Raw genomic sequence first — 14,298 nt, 5'->3', positions numbered from 1 at the left:
AACAGTGTTTATTCATCGACTTGTTTAGAGATCAATGCACTACGCAGTCTTGAAGGGCTTACAGGCTTGGCAAGTCTCACTAAATCAAATCGATCGGCAGTCTCCTGTACTTGCTTAGACTGACTACCAGAAACTAAAATCCCATTAGGCATGTAATCATGCATGTCTTGTATATATGAAAACAAATCATTAGCCGTTCCGTCTTCTAAATACATATCTGAAAGGACCCAATTAGGTTTCGTGTGCAGAATGGCTTTCGCCTCTTCTATTGAATGTGACGTTAACACATCCCACCCCCATCGAATAAACCATTGCTGATATTGCGACAATAAGCCTCCGTCATCGTCAACAATGAGTATTTGGGCTGAAGATTCCTTAGATTTAGTGGATGTTGCTTTGGGTAAAGTAATAATGAACTTGGCACCATCATCATTTACCAGTTTTACATCATGACCGAGCTTGTGACTTAATTCTTTTACAATTGCGAGTCCTAATCCTAGCCCATCGTCTTGCTGGCCTTCTAAGCGCGAGAATGCATCAAATATATGCTCATGGGCATCGTCGGGTATGCCCTTACCATCATCGGCAATGATAATTAATGTAGAATCTTGCCAACTCTGGGAGAGGATATTTATGTTCTTAGCATTACTATGGTTTAAAGCGTTCTGAATAAGATTACTAAAGATTCGCTGCAAAGCCGCAGGATCTGAATGCACTTGCTCATCGGCAACATTGCAATGAAAAGCAATCCCCAAACTATCCGCTTTTAATTTTAAAGGGCTCACAATACTTTCAATTAAAGGTTTAACATGAACAACCTGTCTATTAATTTCCATTAAATCCAAGTTTATACGGGACATATCCAACAGCTGAGTAAACATGTTAGACATATTACTGGATGCTGTTTTTAGCTTTTTAATACGCACATCTTCAAGATCATGGTCGAGGCTCTCAACCAGCATATTTATCGCCTGCATCGGCTGTCTTAAGTCATGGCTTGCAGCCGCTAAATAACGATTTCGCGACTCGATTTCTGCTTTTGCCTGCTTTTCATTAAGGGTTAATAAATACTGATGAAGAAATTGCCCCCGTTGAGCATATGAAAGTATCCAAGCGCTCACAATGCCAGCAAAATACATCGCCACCAAAAAAGTAACATTATTAAGGTAAACAGGCATACTAAAATGCATTAATGGCTCACTAAATGCGTACGCTAAAACCATAATCGCATTGAGCAAAGAGGCGAGTACAATCGGCAGCCCCATGACCACAAAACCGTAGGTCATTATGATCATCAAGCCTTCATAAGGTAGCCAGCTATTGTTGATATGTGTGAACCAGATGATCCAAACAACCGACAAACCGACTATTAGGAAAACACTAGAATAAATCCAAAGATAAAATCTAGGCGGACGGAAATACAGCCAAAGGCAAGCAAGAACGATCAGTGGTATTGCTAAAAATAACCGAACAGAGATGGTCTGTACTTCGATATGTCTTGGTAAAAGATAGACGTCTAAAATGGCAAATATAATTAAGAAAATAATGCTGGATATGCCAACAGCAGGTACCCGCTGAAGAATACGCTTCTTTAAATACGCTTTATATTCGCTTTCAATGTGCTTGGGAAAGCCAAAAAGATACCCTCTTTCATTAATAAGAGAGAGTATCTGCTTAATGTCATTTTCGAATGGCTTGTGCTGATTCATGGTGGGGCAGTTTGCCCCACTCACTCTGATTGGGCAAGGCCTTGATCAAGTGCTTTTACCATGGACAACTGATTCTCATCAAAGTACTGATCTGCCACACTCGATTTTTCGCGTTCCAATTGCGCCTGGGTAAAGCCTTGGGACTCTAAGGCAGCTATCGCTTGGCGATATGCCGCATAACGCTGCTTGAACTGAAACTCTTGTTTATAATGATTCACAAGGTTTTCGGCTTCTTCTGCACTGTAATTTGTATAAGCGAAATTAGATAACTCATCCAAAGTAGGAGATTGAGCCAACAGCTCAGTTAAAGCCTGTGATCGTTGTGCTTGCTTTTCTTGTTCAACAATATGCTCTCGCATATGCTCCGGCAGTTGCGCTTGCGCTAATTGACGTTGCTGCTGCTTTTCTAAATCACTCAATTCATCGTTAAGGCCAATAGACTGATTACGAATGGTGTAATCACCATAAGCTTCTTCATCCATGAAAAAAGCCGTTGCCTCGGCTTCGCTCATATATTGCCTGCGCAGATCTTTCAATTGAGTGAGTGCATATTTCAACTGTGCGTGTCGATAGCTTACATCAGCCTCGACTTTGCTCTGATCAATAGGCTGCGCCATTAAATCTAAGCTCGCCTCTTTAAACGCTAGATAGTTTTCAAGTACCTCACGAGCCTTTGTCGCTGCAGGCTCATCTAAATCACGGGCGATATACAACTGAATCCGACGAATCGCTTGCTCTGGAGTTACTTGACCAACTGAGCTCAAAAAATAATCAAAAAAGGATTTTAATTGAATATCAACGATAAGCTCGCCGAATTCATCAGTACGAAGCTGACCATCCACTTCCGTACCTTCTGCATCGGGAGCAAAAGGTGTTTCAAGTTCAGAAAAATCCAGAGGTTGCTCTGCCACTTGCCGAGCAAGTTCCGGTGCAAATCTCATGGGATTTTGGTTTAAGTTAAGTGTTCTTGGCGATATTTCCACCGCGATAGGGTCCCGGTTTAATAACCACAAGCCACTAAAAATAACGAATAAAACTAAAATAAAGTAAACAACTTTCACACTACTTTCCTACAGCACCATTAGTCCCGAGAGAAGGATGGCAGCCTAGTGTCTAGGCTGCCATTCCATACAAAGGTTAAAAGACTACAGACCTTTACCTTTCAGACGGTTCGCATGTTTACGATATAAAGACTTTGGTTCAGTCCAGCCGTGAGTACCAAACACATGATTGATAGCATCAACATGGTTTAAATGGTAATCATCACCTATTACCTGACCAAAATAAGTCGCACATACACCGACAAGACCATCACTCTTTTCGCTACCAAAGACCTTATCTGTGATCGCTAGGAAAGCATCTGATACATCAAATACGTTGGTAGTTGGATCATCACCTGTCCAAGAGAAAAGCTTGATATTGCGGCCTTTAATCGTATGGTTTTCACCACTTTTCGCGCAGTAACTGCTGGTATTTACACCCCATGGAGTATAAGCATTTACTTCAGCAGTACCCGGCGTTGTAAGTGTTTCCAACGCTTCTACGGAATCTTGACGGAAATCCTGACCATCGGAAGAAATTGCGTCGACGAAATCACCCACTGCATTAATAACAGAAGCCACTGTAGTCTCCGCTACACTATCTGCTGGCAGTACACCACGGATGAAATCAGCTACTTTAGAACCTTTATTCACACCGTTGATTGATGTGATCGAAGCAATGTACTTACTGTAATCGCCATAGTTCAAAAGGATACGCGCCGTAGGAGAACCTTGCGAGTGGGCCATGATGTTCACTTTACCTGTACCAAAACGCTCAGCACACTGCTTCACTTGCGGAGCCAATTCAGCTGCACGCTCAAAGCTAGAGTGAAAACTGCTTACTGATGCAATGCACACTTTGGCACCGTCTTTGGTTAGGGCATAAGGAATACCATAGAAATAGTCCACTATATTACCCAAGCTGTCCCAACCAGATACACCATGAACCAACAAAATTGGATGCTTGGCTTTGGTATATCCCCACCATGCGAAGGTGTTTGAGGATGCAACAGACAGGGTCAACACACATATTACGGCTAATAAAGCACGCATAATGGGCCTCCAGTTTTTATTTTTATTATTGGATTGGGACCGGGTCTCCTAGCTTAATGCAAAGCTTTGGACGGCCACCTTTAGGCTAGTCACGATAGCCTCGGGCCACTATAAACGAGCTCAATATTGTCACCATCGCCCAAATGGTGGTGTCAATTCACGCCAAGCATTTGCTAAATCATGACCACATGAGGCAATATCTGCCTATAGCGTTTTTCTTAAAGGTACGCACCATGTCCAAACAAAAAAGTGACGTTTTTTCAGCACTTAACCTCGCAGTTTTAACCGTTTCTGATACCCGCACCGAAGAAAATGACACGAGCGGACAATTATTAGTAGAAAAGTTAAAAGAGGCGGGCCACAAGCTAAGCGATAAAAAAATCGTCATAGACGATATATACAAAATCCGAGCGGTGATCAGTCAATGGGTAGCCGATGATGGTATTCAAGGTATTTTGGTGACAGGTGGTACCGGCTTTACTGGTCGCGATAGCACCCCAGAAGCGGTCACCCCGCTATTTGATAAAACCGTAGAAGGCTTTGGCGAACTATTTCGCCAAATAAGCTTTGAGCAAATAGGCACCAGCACCATTCAAAGTCGAGCGGTCGCAGGCTTGGCCAACGGTGTGATTATTTTTTGTATGCCAGGCTCTACCAATGCTTGCCGCACAGCATGGGATGATATTATTAGTGCCCAACTGGATAGCCGCCAAGGTCCGTGTAACTTTGTTGCTCAGCTTAAAAAAACCGAAATTGAAAACTGTCGCTCACGGGGATAATGCATGAGCTTTACACACTTAAATCAAAACGGTGAGGCCAATATGGTGGACGTGAGTGAAAAGTCCACCACAACCCGTATTGCTCGTGCTGAAGCCTATATTGAAATGCAACCTCAGACACTGCAATTAATCCTAGATGGAAAGCATCATAAAGGCGATGTTTTTTCAGTTGCACGTATTGCAGGTATTCAAGCTGCGAAACAGACTAGCCAACTTATTCCATTGTGCCATCCGCTTATGCTGAGCAAAGTGCAAGTAGATTTCGAAGTACAGGCTGATAATAATCGAGTTCGTATCGAAAGCTTATGCAAACTCGCTGGTCAAACAGGCGTTGAAATGGAAGCCCTTACCGCTGCCAGTGTTGCCGCATTGACCTTATTTGATATGTGCAAAGCGGTCGATAAAGCCATGACTATTAGCGGCGTACGTGTACTCGAAAAACATGGTGGTAAAAGCGGCCACTATCAAGCTAGTGAAAACAGTTAGACAGTGATTATGAAAATTCTTTTTTTTGCACAACTGAAAGAACAACTAGGGATCGACTCAGTGGATGTCCATATCTCTGAGCAGACCACCGCAAAACAACTGCTACAGCATTTGGTGAAGGAAAATCCACAGTGGCAAGCTTTTCTTGAGCGAGACGACCTAATGTGTGCCGTGGATCAAGTCATGTTAAGCCCACAAGACATTCAAAACCAGCCGATTGCCAATACTCAAGAAGTGGCCTTTTTTCCGCCGGTAACAGGTGGCTAGTATGAATAAGATTGCCGTTCAAGAAGCAGACTTTGATATTGCTCAAGAATACCAAGCCATGCGTCAGGATAACCCTAACGATGGCGCCATTGTATTCTTCACTGGCTTGGTTCGAGACTTTAACCAAGGGAAAAACGTAACGGGCTTATTTCTTGAACACTACCCCGGCATGACGGAAAAGTCTTTAGAGAACATCGTAGAGCAAGCCAAACAGCGCTGGCCAATTAATCGCGTTAGTCTTATTCATCGCATTGGTCAGTTGCATATCAGCGATCAAATTGTATTTGTCTCCGCCAGCAGCCCCCATCGTGAAGCCGCATTTGATGCATGTCGCTTCATCATGGATTACTTGAAGCACGAAGCGCCATTTTGGAAAAAAGAAACCACACAAGAGGGTGATCGCTGGGTAAAAGCGAATCAAAAAGACAAAGACGCGCTTAAGAAGTGGTGATCTTTAATGTAGCGTGTCGCGAGCATAGCAGCGACTGAAGGGTGGTATTTTGATTTAACCCGTTAGACACGCCTTGATCTTGAAACACGATCAAGGCCAGAGCTTAAAGTAACTTATTAGAGGTGCCCTAAAGCTTTAACTGAGCTTGGCAATGGGCCGTCAACGTAATTTGCTGTACTTCCGGCTTTTGGTGATACTGATCTAGTCCCATTCGACGTAAAAAATACATCAACATGGCTTTACGCACATGAACGGTTTTACGATATTCGCCGTTCTGTTCTGTCATTTCATAATCAAGCGCAATCAAATGTTTTCGATTCTCTTCTAACCGCGCATCAGGTTGAATCTCAACATCCACAAAAGCATTCCAGTCTTCATCTTCAATATCGTAGTGGTCTGCACCGTCCAATAACTCACCACCAAATGCAGGATCGATACGGCTTAAAACAAAATCTCGAAAGCCTTGGTTTTTTTCACAATAAGCCCGCACATGCCAACGAATACCATCAAAAACCAAATGGTGTGGCTGAATAATGCGTTGACTAAAATTGGGATTGCTCACTGATGCATAATCAATCTTCAAACGCTTTTGTTCGCGGATAGCCAGCAGAATTGGGCGAACAAATGCAGGATCGATACGTCGCTTCGGTAACGGTAGCTCAGATACCATGGCATGGTCAGCGATGATTTGCACATAATCTTGCAACGTGCCATCACTAAATTGAGCAACCATTTGCGGGGTAGGAATATAGGCGCGCTTTTCACCACTGTATGCAATATTGTCTGGATAAAGTTCTTTATATTTTTTAATGATTATTTCAGCTAAGCGATCACTGATTTCAAACTGGGATTGGATTTGCTTGGCACTCACGCAACCTTCCCAGATCAGCATGAGCTCTAAGAACGCAAAGCGTTTATGTTCAGTTGCACTGCTATTTTCCTTTTGCGTCAAGTAACCTTCCACGCTCTATGCCCTCACGCTTAATCCCTTGTTTTTAGCTTGCTCAGTCGTCTTCACTAAACTCAAGCTCCGCTGTTTCCATCACATGCTTGGGTAACTCTTTTTTCGAGCGCACACCTAAGTCTTTAAATTTATGAGCCTGACTCAATAGGTTACCACGGCCTTCTTTTAATTGATTCCAAGCGGTGTCATAAGTCTTTTGAACAGTGGTTAATTGCGCCCCTACTTTTTCCATGCTTTCCACAAAACCCACCAGCTTGTCGTGCACCTTGCCTGCTTGTTCGGCTAACTGCTTAGCGTGTTTATTTTGTCGCTCGATGGACCATAGATTTGAAACCGTGCGTAAACTTGCCAATAGCGTGGTAGGCGTTACGACAACAATTCGTTTTTCAAAGGCTTCGTTAAACAAGGAATCATCATATTGAAACGCCACCATAAAGGCAGGTTCGACTGGCATGAATAGAAAGACAAAGTCTGGGCTATTCACACCAGGCAATTGATCATAGGGTTTTTCTGACAATGCTTTGATATGGGCTTTCACCGCCTGCACATGGGTTTTCAAATGCTGCTGACGTTCATCATCGGTTTCTGCATTCACATAATCTGTGTAAGCAACCAATGATACTTTGGCGTCGACGATGATATGTTTGTTTTCAGGCAGGTTGATGATCACATCAGGGCGGTAGCGATCCCCTTCCGTATTAATGCTTTTTTCACGTACGTATTCTTCACCTGCACGCAAACCGGATTTCTCCAATACGGTTTCCAATACCAGTTCGCCCCAATTACCTTGAGTTTTCTTTTCACCTTTCAGAGCACGGGTTAACGCAGATGCTTCTTCTGTAATCTGGCGATTGAGCTTATGCAGCTCTCCAATTTGTGCTTTAAGCGATGCGCGGTCTTTACTTTCTGCGACGTACACATCATCGACTTTCTTGCGCAGACCTTCCAGTTGATCCTTAAACGGATTCAATAAACTTGATAAACCTTCTTTACTGGTTTGATTAAACTGCTTGTATTTCTCATCAAAGATTTTATTGGATAGGTTTTCAAACTCTTGGGATAACTGCTTTTTATTTTGTTCAAGCAAGGCTAATTTCTCATGTAAGCTTTCTTGTTCTTTTTCTCGCTCTACTTGCTCTTGCTTCAGTGCTGTTTTCAATTCACTGATTTCTTGATTTAGGCTTTCAATACGATGCTCTTTTTCAATGAGCTTTTGCGCATCCTTGGCACTTTGCGTCAGTACCGCTTCATTGTGCTTGAGCTGACCTTGCGCTTGGGATAACTCATTGCGCAGACTTTCGATCTGAGCAACATTTTGCTGATGGGTATTATGTAGGTCTTTTACTTGCTGCTGCAAAGACTGCTTGGTGTTTTCATCTACTTGAATTTGCGTCTGTGCCTGGTGCAAAGCCTGCTGATGCTGCTGCACTTGAAGTTGGCTTTCATCCAACTGCTGCTTTAAATCAGAAATTTGGTTGCGGGCTTGGCGCTGCAGGGTCCAAACGCCACCAGCAAACACAGTGCTTATAACAATTAACGATATGACTAAATCCGGTGCCAACATGGATAAACCTCAAGCAAATTCGTAACAAATATATGACGATATGAATGTGCTCTAGCTTACCCAGATTGGGCTCAAAAATCACTGTTTGTCCGCGGTCGCAGCGCTTAAACGCCAAATCTTATTGCCAGCATCATCACTGATCAATACATCACCGTTGGCCAGCTCCAAGAAGTCCACTGGGCGCCCCAGTTTATCGTCATTGTCGGTCAAGAAATCCACCAACACCTTGTGCTCCGTTACCTCATGATTTCGATCAAACCAGTAGGCACTAACGCGATAGCCCACAGGACTTGAGCGATTCCAGCTGCCATGCTCGGCCACTAATAAAGCACCTTTCAAGGCATCCATTGCTTGCTCTCCTGAGCCTCGATACCAATGGATACCAAGGGGCGCACTATGGGCTTGTATTTCCACCAGCGGATTAATGAACTGCTTATCGGGCATGCGGGCTCGGATGTCGTCTTGCGGCTCTAAAGCACCACCCTTTTGCGGATGACCATGAATAAACGGATAGCCGTAATGATTACCCTTGGTTAAAGCGGACTGAGGTATACGGTTAATTTCACAAGGTGGCATATCATCTCCCATCCAATCCCGGCCATTATCGCTAAACCATAAATCGCCGGTTTTAGGGTGAAAATCCATGCCTACACTGTTGCGTACACCTGTGGCCATCAAATCATAGGCCAGTTGTCCTTGATCCAACTTACTTTTATTGATCGCTAGAATCGTTCCAAAGGGTTGTTGGCCGGATTCTGGATGGACCAAGCAAATGTTGCAAGGAGCCCCCACTGGCACCACAAGCGTGCTTTCATCTGGGCTAAGGGTAATCGCCTTCCAACCGTGATGACTGGCATCTGGAAGCCCATCCGCCAGAACATTTAAACGAGATACAGGTTTACGTTGTTCGAAGATACGATCTAGATTATCCACACGATAGATGCTGTTTACCGCCGCGATATAAAGGCGATTTTGCGAATCGATGGCTACAGCACTGGGCATGAACAATTCATCCGCCAGAACAAAGACCTCACCCTGCTCGCTGATACCATGGACCTTGCCCAGCTTGCGCGAACCCACCACAATATCACCCGATTGAGTCTGCGCCATTTGTCTTGCATTGGGAACATCAGCAAACTCAGATAACGTCAGGCCAGCCATCACCTCAATACGGCTATCGACTGCCTGTGCAAACGGGCAAAGCACCACAACGATTAACCAGCAAACAACACGTTGAATATTCATCTGGGGTCATCCTATCCGCTAAACTGTGCGTACTAAGCTATCACTTAGCGATCAAAAAAACAGCCTGAACGAGATAACCTAGCTTTAAATTATGGCTCAATCACAAAACCCCAATCCACAAGGTAAAGGCTTGGTTAGCGTGCTCACTCACATTGGGCAAATGCAGCCAAGCCATGTCATTGCCAAAACAGCCAAAGCCTGGTGGGCGGATTATTTCACTTCGGTATTAGTATTAAACGCTGAATTCAGCTTCCAGCCGAAGCAAAATCAAAGCTACTACTTATACCTTCATGGCTCACGCTGGAAACTCAGCCTGATTGAGCCACAGGATTGGGGCCTGAAAAAAGACGGCATAAATGACAACAATCATAGCCGCATCTTTTTCGCTCGCTGTAATTTAAACAGTGACATGACCTGGACACTCGAGCCAGACGCCAATGCATTAGAAGATCAACGTATACAGCAAGCATTGAATGAGTTTCAGCGGCAGTTTGTGGCGGATAAAAATAGTGAGCAGGACATTAGCAATCAATTGCCCTTCTTTATAGAAAGCCTGCCTTTTTATCGTAAACTGGGTGCCACCGCGCTAGCCAAATCTTTACAAAGCTCTTATGAACAAACACAACATCTCAATGGCGGCCATGGTCAGGCAACGCAGAACTGGTTCTTGCCCTTACAAAACCCAACCCTCATGTTATCGAATGATGAATATGAGAAAGAAGATACCGTATGAATAGTCAGAAAGCCTTATTCAGCCGCTATATCAAAAGCCTGCCTCCTGGTGAACTGACTTGGATCGGCGTGCGTCCTGGCCGACGTATGTCAATGGAGGTATTGGAAAGCACCGAAGCGGTAAAAGACTTGGGATTGGTCGGTGACCATCGCATGGACAAAACACCGGGCTCCGGCCGACAAGTGACCCTCATTAGCGCAGAATTCATTGAGCAAATTGGCCACTTTCTTGGGGATAAAACTGTCTACCCAGAACAACTCAGACGCAATCTCGTGGTCAAAGGAATTAACCTCAATGCTCTACGCTATCAGCAATTTAAAATCGGTAGCGCAGTGTTCGAGGCGGGCGCGCTATGCCATCCCTGTAGTCGAATGGAGCAGGCATTGGGTAAAGGTGCTATCGCCGCCATGATGGGACATGGTGGTCTATGCTTGAAAGTGATTGAAAGCGGCACCATCAAGGTAGGAGACAAGGTGGAATTACTATCGCCACAGGAATCGTTATTTTAATTTTTCATCCAGTCATTAGAGGGATAGCAGCATGAGCTTATTAGACGGTCAAAGTATTCAATGCCCCTATTGCGGTGAAATCATCGAGATTTTGCTCGATCCAAGCCAAGGGGATCAGCAATACATAGAGGATTGCCAAGTATGCTGTCGACCCATTGAAGTCTTTACTTATGTTGATGAAAACGGACATGCCAGTGCGGAAGTTCGTGCTGAGAATGATGCTTGATTTCTTCAATATAAATGCCTTGAGTAAAACGAGTATCAACGTATTAGGAGTGCTTTAAGCAATGCCTGAGGCGAGGCTGCAATATAGTCTCGCCGTGAATACATCCATGTAGGCTCGACAAAAAGATCCATCTTTTTGACGGACTATATTGCAGCCTCGCCACAGACATAAAGCATTACTATCCGCCAAATGCACTGAATATAAACAAAGCCTAGAGAAACTGCCCTGCCAACTGATGCGCCACATCCACCACAATACTATGGCGCTCGGCCAAACGCTGATGATCTTTATCATAACCACCACCAATAACCGTCATAATTGGAATGTGTTTTAGCAAGCATGTTTTAATAACGTGCTCATCACGATCGTGAATGCCCTGCCATGTAATATCGAGCTTTCCAAGATCATCATGCTGCCACACATCCACACCTGCATCGTACAAAACCAAATCCGGTTTTACGGTTTCGAGTAAGTCCTGCAAGGTACTCATCACCACATCAATGTATTCTTTGTCTTGCAGATAAAGATCCAGTCCCACATCTAAATCACTCTGAGATTTTCGAAACGGAAAGTTTTTCTCACAATGAATAGAGCAAGTAAAAATATCAGCATCGTTCTCGAGAATAGCGGCCGTACCATCCCCTTGGTGTACATCACAATCAAAAATTAAAATACGCTGTACTTCATTGTTGGCGACTAGGGTTTTGGCGGCATAGGCCAAATCATTGATCATGCAAAAGCCAGAACCAAAATCCCGATGAGCATGATGCGTGCCGCCAGCAAGGTGACACGCTAAGCCTTCTTGCAAAGCTGTCCGCGCAGCCAACAAGGTTCCATTAGGTGCGGTTAATGTTCGGTCGACCAGCCCTTGGCTCCAAGGCAAACCAATGCGACGCCATGCTTTAGGGTCAATATCATTACCTACTAGACCATTTAAATAAGTAGCATCATGCACAATACTTAAGTCTTCTAAGCTGGCTGCCTGCGGTTGCAAAACATTACTGCCGTCCGCTAATACCCAACCTTCCCGTGTTGCCACTTCATACAAACGCACAAACTTGCTCATCACGAAGCGGTGGTTTTCTGGAAAGTCGCAGGAGTAATTGGGATGATAGATTAGTTTTAGCATAATCACGCAGCATGTTGTTGAATGAGTTTGTATAGCCAAGGCAAAGCATTGTCAGCATAAGCATCATGCAATACAAACTCTTGCCCGCGCGCAGCGGCTTTTAAATAGCAGTTATCACCCTCTAAGTGCCAGCGCCACGGTTTCGTATGATAACTTAATGGCGGTCGAACGACTTTTTCTGAGTCGGCGCTATCATCAGAAAATGGGTACATCCAACTAGGCACCTGCCAATCCGTCAAATTCTGTCCAGCACTTAAAGTCAATTCAGGAGAGGCGTGTGTGAAAATACCTGCTCCAGGAATGAAGGACGGCTGAACTTTCACAAAAGGGTTTAAATCTAAATCCTGACGGGATAAATACAGTGTATTCAATGCATCTGTTTGGTATTGCCAATGTGGATGATAAGCCAGCCACTGATGCTGTTCATTTTCACGAATGGCGTCCCACTTTAAAACCTCGCCAATTTGCATATACCCCCACATCATATGAAGCGGCTTTGTTCCTTTAACAAACTGCCAGCGACGGCGAACATATTCTACAGGCTGGAACACCGCGAAATATAAAAAGATATCCCCTTCTCTTACACCCTGCTTTTGCAAATGTCCTTGCGCACTGGCGCTTTGGCCTAAGTTTGCTTGCCACATTGAATCGCCCTCACTTCCGCGATCGAGCATGGCAGGGAACATATCCGGATCTAAATGGGCACCCTGATTCGGTTTAACTTTGTCTTTCGTTAAGTGTTTTACCAGTTGCCCTAGATTTAAATCATCAAATACCAAGTCCTGATATTTAACAATAGATTCATCATCGGGAATGGGTAGCGGAAGCAAGCGACCGTCTGGCAAAATGGGGTTGGGGCAGCCCCCGGCGGAGGAATCAAATCCTTTTCGACTTAGGATGATACGCATTGCGGATCCGTATTATTGCACCATTATTTTAAGAGCCAAATACGGCACTAAACTCAATACAAAAATAGCAATTTTGTAGTTGCCCAAATATTGAAAGTAGAGAGAAGGAAGGTTCGATTTTTCCACGCCTGTTAATCGACTATGGATCGCGGAGATCGGCTCTTTAAAGATAATAATGGCGATAGCTGAAAGCATCATTACCGCGATGTTGATCACTAAACACCAACCAAAAAATTCAGTTAATTGTTCTATATTCACTGGAAGCACCTCATGAACGTATTTTTTTTAAAAAGAACCTTAAATATGTAGAGCACTCTATATTCCTCAGAGGAAATACTCGAATGATCAGAACTCACAATCTAAAGTTAGAGGAACATGATCACTTTTCGATATCCAGTCCTCATAGCTACCAATATTTAGGGAGCATTTATCTGTAATGTCTGATGATGTGAAAATATAGTCAATATGATATGGCTTTTCGCGATTTCGATGCATAAAGAATGTAGGGATAGTCTCCAGCCCCTGACCTTCCACGAAACAACGATGATATTGACTGGTAAACCCCATATCATCTAGTTCAGATATAACATCCGAATGATTCCACCAACGATCTGGCTTATCCCATCGCACATTACTATTTAGATCACCAAGAATTATGGTGTTTTCTTGCATTAAATCTGTCCGGTGTATCTGCAAATATTTCCAGAACTGTCCTATATAGCTAAAAACCTCTTCACTTCGCCCTTTGGTCCAAACAGCTAAAAACAAATATTTATTATCAACAATGAATGGTAAAAATAGTCTCAAGTCTTTAGTTTCCCAAAATAGAGTTTTACTACTACTTTTCAAGCCAGGCACAGAAAAGCTGCTATTCCAATCTATTCTTTCAATCTTATGACCATTTCGAGAAAACACGCCAATACCTCGATTTTTAGACTCTCCATCCCACAAGTAAGAACCAGCCCATTGTCTATATAAAGGCGTGGACAATGCTGGATCTTCACATTCCTGAATAACTAAAATATCTGCTTCCAAACTTTCTACGGCAGAAATTTTTTGCCTTAAAGCACCGTTACAATTCCAACTAACAACTCTCATGACACTATAGATCTATTTACAAGGTAAATGTGATGGTAGTAGACGCTTTCTGTAATTCGACGCTACCACTGAAATCCATACTACCCATAGGTGTTTGACTTGTTAACCCTGATAGGCACAAAAAAAGCGCCATTGTT

17 protein-coding genes are annotated in these 14,298 nt (G+C 43.7%); 7 read left to right on the top strand and 10 right to left on the bottom strand.

Annotated features, from left to right (window positions below; translation table 11 throughout):
* Window positions 1–8: 8 nt before the first annotated feature.
* The 3 genes from HF888_RS04060 to HF888_RS04050 form a co-directional block, all read right to left on the bottom strand.
* Window positions 9–1,709 carry a sensor histidine kinase gene (locus tag HF888_RS04060; RefSeq protein WP_007016724.1) on the bottom strand — a complete coding sequence of 567 codons (1,701 nt, stop codon included), beginning with the start codon at window positions 1,707–1,709 and terminating at the stop codon, window positions 9–11.
* A gap of 20 nt (window positions 1,710–1,729) precedes the next feature.
* Complete coding sequence (locus tag HF888_RS04055; RefSeq protein ID WP_007016723.1) at window positions 1,730–2,770, bottom strand: lipase secretion chaperone; 1,041 nt, start codon at window positions 2,768–2,770, stop codon at window positions 1,730–1,732.
* Window positions 2,771–2,854: 84 nt separating this feature from the next.
* Window positions 2,855–3,802, bottom strand: a complete 948-nt coding sequence (locus tag HF888_RS04050; protein ID WP_007016722.1) for an esterase/lipase family protein — start codon at window positions 3,800–3,802, stop codon at window positions 2,855–2,857.
* A 233-nt stretch (window positions 3,803–4,035) separates the two neighbouring features.
* Between HF888_RS04050 and moaB the strand changes: the two genes are divergently transcribed.
* From moaB to moaE, 4 genes are read left to right on the top strand one after another with little or no spacing between them, the layout of a single operon-like run.
* Window positions 4,036–4,581 carry a molybdenum cofactor biosynthesis protein B gene (moaB, locus tag HF888_RS04045; RefSeq protein ID WP_007016721.1) on the top strand — a complete coding sequence of 182 codons (546 nt, stop codon included), beginning with the start codon at window positions 4,036–4,038 and terminating at the stop codon, window positions 4,579–4,581.
* A 3-nt stretch (window positions 4,582–4,584) separates the two neighbouring features.
* Window positions 4,585–5,067 (top strand): cyclic pyranopterin monophosphate synthase MoaC, encoded by a 483-nt coding sequence (gene moaC, locus HF888_RS04040; protein ID WP_007016720.1) that lies wholly within the window; start codon window positions 4,585–4,587, stop codon window positions 5,065–5,067.
* A gap of 9 nt (window positions 5,068–5,076) precedes the next feature.
* Window positions 5,077–5,334, top strand: coding sequence for a molybdopterin converting factor subunit 1 (gene moaD, locus HF888_RS04035; protein WP_007016719.1), 258 nt, complete (start codon window positions 5,077–5,079; stop codon window positions 5,332–5,334).
* A gap of 1 nt (window position 5,335) precedes the next feature.
* Window positions 5,336–5,785 carry a molybdopterin synthase catalytic subunit MoaE gene (moaE, locus tag HF888_RS04030; RefSeq protein WP_007016718.1) on the top strand — a complete coding sequence of 150 codons (450 nt, stop codon included), beginning with the start codon at window positions 5,336–5,338 and terminating at the stop codon, window positions 5,783–5,785.
* A gap of 127 nt (window positions 5,786–5,912) precedes the next feature.
* Here the strand turns inward: moaE and HF888_RS04025 are convergent, their stop codons facing one another.
* The 3 genes from HF888_RS04025 to HF888_RS04015 form a co-directional block, all read right to left on the bottom strand.
* Entirely contained in the window at window positions 5,913–6,749 is an 837-nt protein-coding gene (locus HF888_RS04025) for a WYL domain-containing protein (RefSeq protein ID WP_007016717.1), read from the bottom strand.
* 40 nt (window positions 6,750–6,789) lie between these two features.
* A complete protein-coding gene (locus HF888_RS04020) occupies window positions 6,790–8,313 on the bottom strand; it encodes a DNA recombination protein RmuC (protein ID WP_007016716.1) in 1,524 nt (507 codons plus the stop codon).
* Between the two features lie 78 nt (window positions 8,314–8,391).
* Window positions 8,392–9,558, bottom strand: coding sequence for a PQQ-dependent sugar dehydrogenase (locus HF888_RS04015; RefSeq protein ID WP_007016715.1), 1,167 nt, complete (start codon window positions 9,556–9,558; stop codon window positions 8,392–8,394).
* Window positions 9,559–9,649: 91 nt separating this feature from the next.
* Between HF888_RS04015 and HF888_RS04010 the strand changes: the two genes are divergently transcribed.
* From HF888_RS04010 to HF888_RS04000, 3 genes are read left to right on the top strand one after another with little or no spacing between them, the layout of a single operon-like run.
* A complete protein-coding gene (locus tag HF888_RS04010; protein ID WP_007016714.1) occupies window positions 9,650–10,291 on the top strand; it encodes a hypothetical protein in 642 nt (213 codons plus the stop codon).
* A complete protein-coding gene (locus HF888_RS04005) occupies window positions 10,288–10,800 on the top strand; it encodes an MOSC domain-containing protein (protein WP_007016713.1) in 513 nt (170 codons plus the stop codon). The genes HF888_RS04010 and HF888_RS04005 overlap by 4 nt, the downstream gene beginning before the upstream one ends.
* A gap of 31 nt (window positions 10,801–10,831) precedes the next feature.
* The gene (locus HF888_RS04000) at window positions 10,832–11,026 is read left to right on the top strand and encodes a CPXCG motif-containing cysteine-rich protein (protein ID WP_007016712.1); all 195 of its coding nucleotides are present in this window, start codon (window positions 10,832–10,834) and stop codon (window positions 11,024–11,026) included.
* A 211-nt stretch (window positions 11,027–11,237) separates the two neighbouring features.
* Here HF888_RS04000 and HF888_RS03995 read toward each other — a convergent pair whose 3' ends face one another.
* The 4 genes from HF888_RS03995 to HF888_RS03980 all read right to left on the bottom strand — a co-directional run bounded on the left by HF888_RS03995 (window position 11,238) and on the right by HF888_RS03980 (window position 14,161).
* Window positions 11,238–12,155 (bottom strand): histone deacetylase family protein, encoded by a 918-nt coding sequence (locus HF888_RS03995; protein WP_007016711.1) that lies wholly within the window; start codon window positions 12,153–12,155, stop codon window positions 11,238–11,240.
* Window positions 12,156–12,157: 2 nt separating this feature from the next.
* Entirely contained in the window at window positions 12,158–13,063 is a 906-nt protein-coding gene (locus HF888_RS03990; protein WP_007016710.1) for an Nmad3 family putative nucleotide modification protein, read from the bottom strand.
* A gap of 12 nt (window positions 13,064–13,075) precedes the next feature.
* Window positions 13,076–13,321, bottom strand: coding sequence for a DUF6868 family protein (locus tag HF888_RS03985; RefSeq protein ID WP_007016709.1), 246 nt, complete (start codon window positions 13,319–13,321; stop codon window positions 13,076–13,078).
* Window positions 13,322–13,408: 87 nt separating this feature from the next.
* Window positions 13,409–14,161 (bottom strand): endonuclease/exonuclease/phosphatase family protein, encoded by a 753-nt coding sequence (locus HF888_RS03980; protein WP_007016708.1) that lies wholly within the window; start codon window positions 14,159–14,161, stop codon window positions 13,409–13,411.
* Window positions 14,162–14,298 lie beyond the last annotated feature (137 nt).

The organism is Bermanella marisrubri, assembly GCF_012295615.1.
Lineage (GTDB): Bacteria > Pseudomonadota > Gammaproteobacteria > Pseudomonadales > Oceanobacteraceae > Bermanella > Bermanella marisrubri.
Note: the sequence above shows the minus strand (reverse complement) of the source record. Positions and strands in the feature narration are given on the sequence as shown.

Coding starts and splice junctions, on each gene's coding strand:
- HF888_RS04050 (WP_007016722.1), bottom strand. CDS start 3,802: ATGCGTGCTTTATTAGCCGTAATATGTGTGTTGACCCTGTCTGTTGCA.
- HF888_RS03980 (WP_007016708.1), bottom strand. CDS start 14,161: ATGAGAGTTGTTAGTTGGAATTGTAACGGTGCTTTAAGGCAAAAAATT.
- HF888_RS04060 (WP_007016724.1), bottom strand. CDS start 1,709: ATGAATCAGCACAAGCCATTCGAAAATGACATTAAGCAGATACTCTCT.
- HF888_RS04010 (WP_007016714.1), top strand. CDS start 9,650: ATGGCTCAATCACAAAACCCCAATCCACAAGGTAAAGGCTTGGTTAGC.
- HF888_RS04020 (WP_007016716.1), bottom strand. CDS start 8,313: ATGTTGGCACCGGATTTAGTCATATCGTTAATTGTTATAAGCACTGTG.
- moaC (WP_007016720.1), top strand. CDS start 4,585: ATGAGCTTTACACACTTAAATCAAAACGGTGAGGCCAATATGGTGGAC.
- HF888_RS03995 (WP_007016711.1), bottom strand. CDS start 12,155: ATGCTAAAACTAATCTATCATCCCAATTACTCCTGCGACTTTCCAGAA.
- moaE (WP_007016718.1), top strand. CDS start 5,336: ATGAATAAGATTGCCGTTCAAGAAGCAGACTTTGATATTGCTCAAGAA.
- moaB (WP_007016721.1), top strand. CDS start 4,036: ATGTCCAAACAAAAAAGTGACGTTTTTTCAGCACTTAACCTCGCAGTT.
- HF888_RS03990 (WP_007016710.1), bottom strand. CDS start 13,063: ATGCGTATCATCCTAAGTCGAAAAGGATTTGATTCCTCCGCCGGGGGC.
- HF888_RS04005 (WP_007016713.1), top strand. CDS start 10,288: ATGAATAGTCAGAAAGCCTTATTCAGCCGCTATATCAAAAGCCTGCCT.
- HF888_RS04000 (WP_007016712.1), top strand. CDS start 10,832: ATGAGCTTATTAGACGGTCAAAGTATTCAATGCCCCTATTGCGGTGAA.
- HF888_RS04015 (WP_007016715.1), bottom strand. CDS start 9,558: ATGAATATTCAACGTGTTGTTTGCTGGTTAATCGTTGTGGTGCTTTGC.
- moaD (WP_007016719.1), top strand. CDS start 5,077: ATGAAAATTCTTTTTTTTGCACAACTGAAAGAACAACTAGGGATCGAC.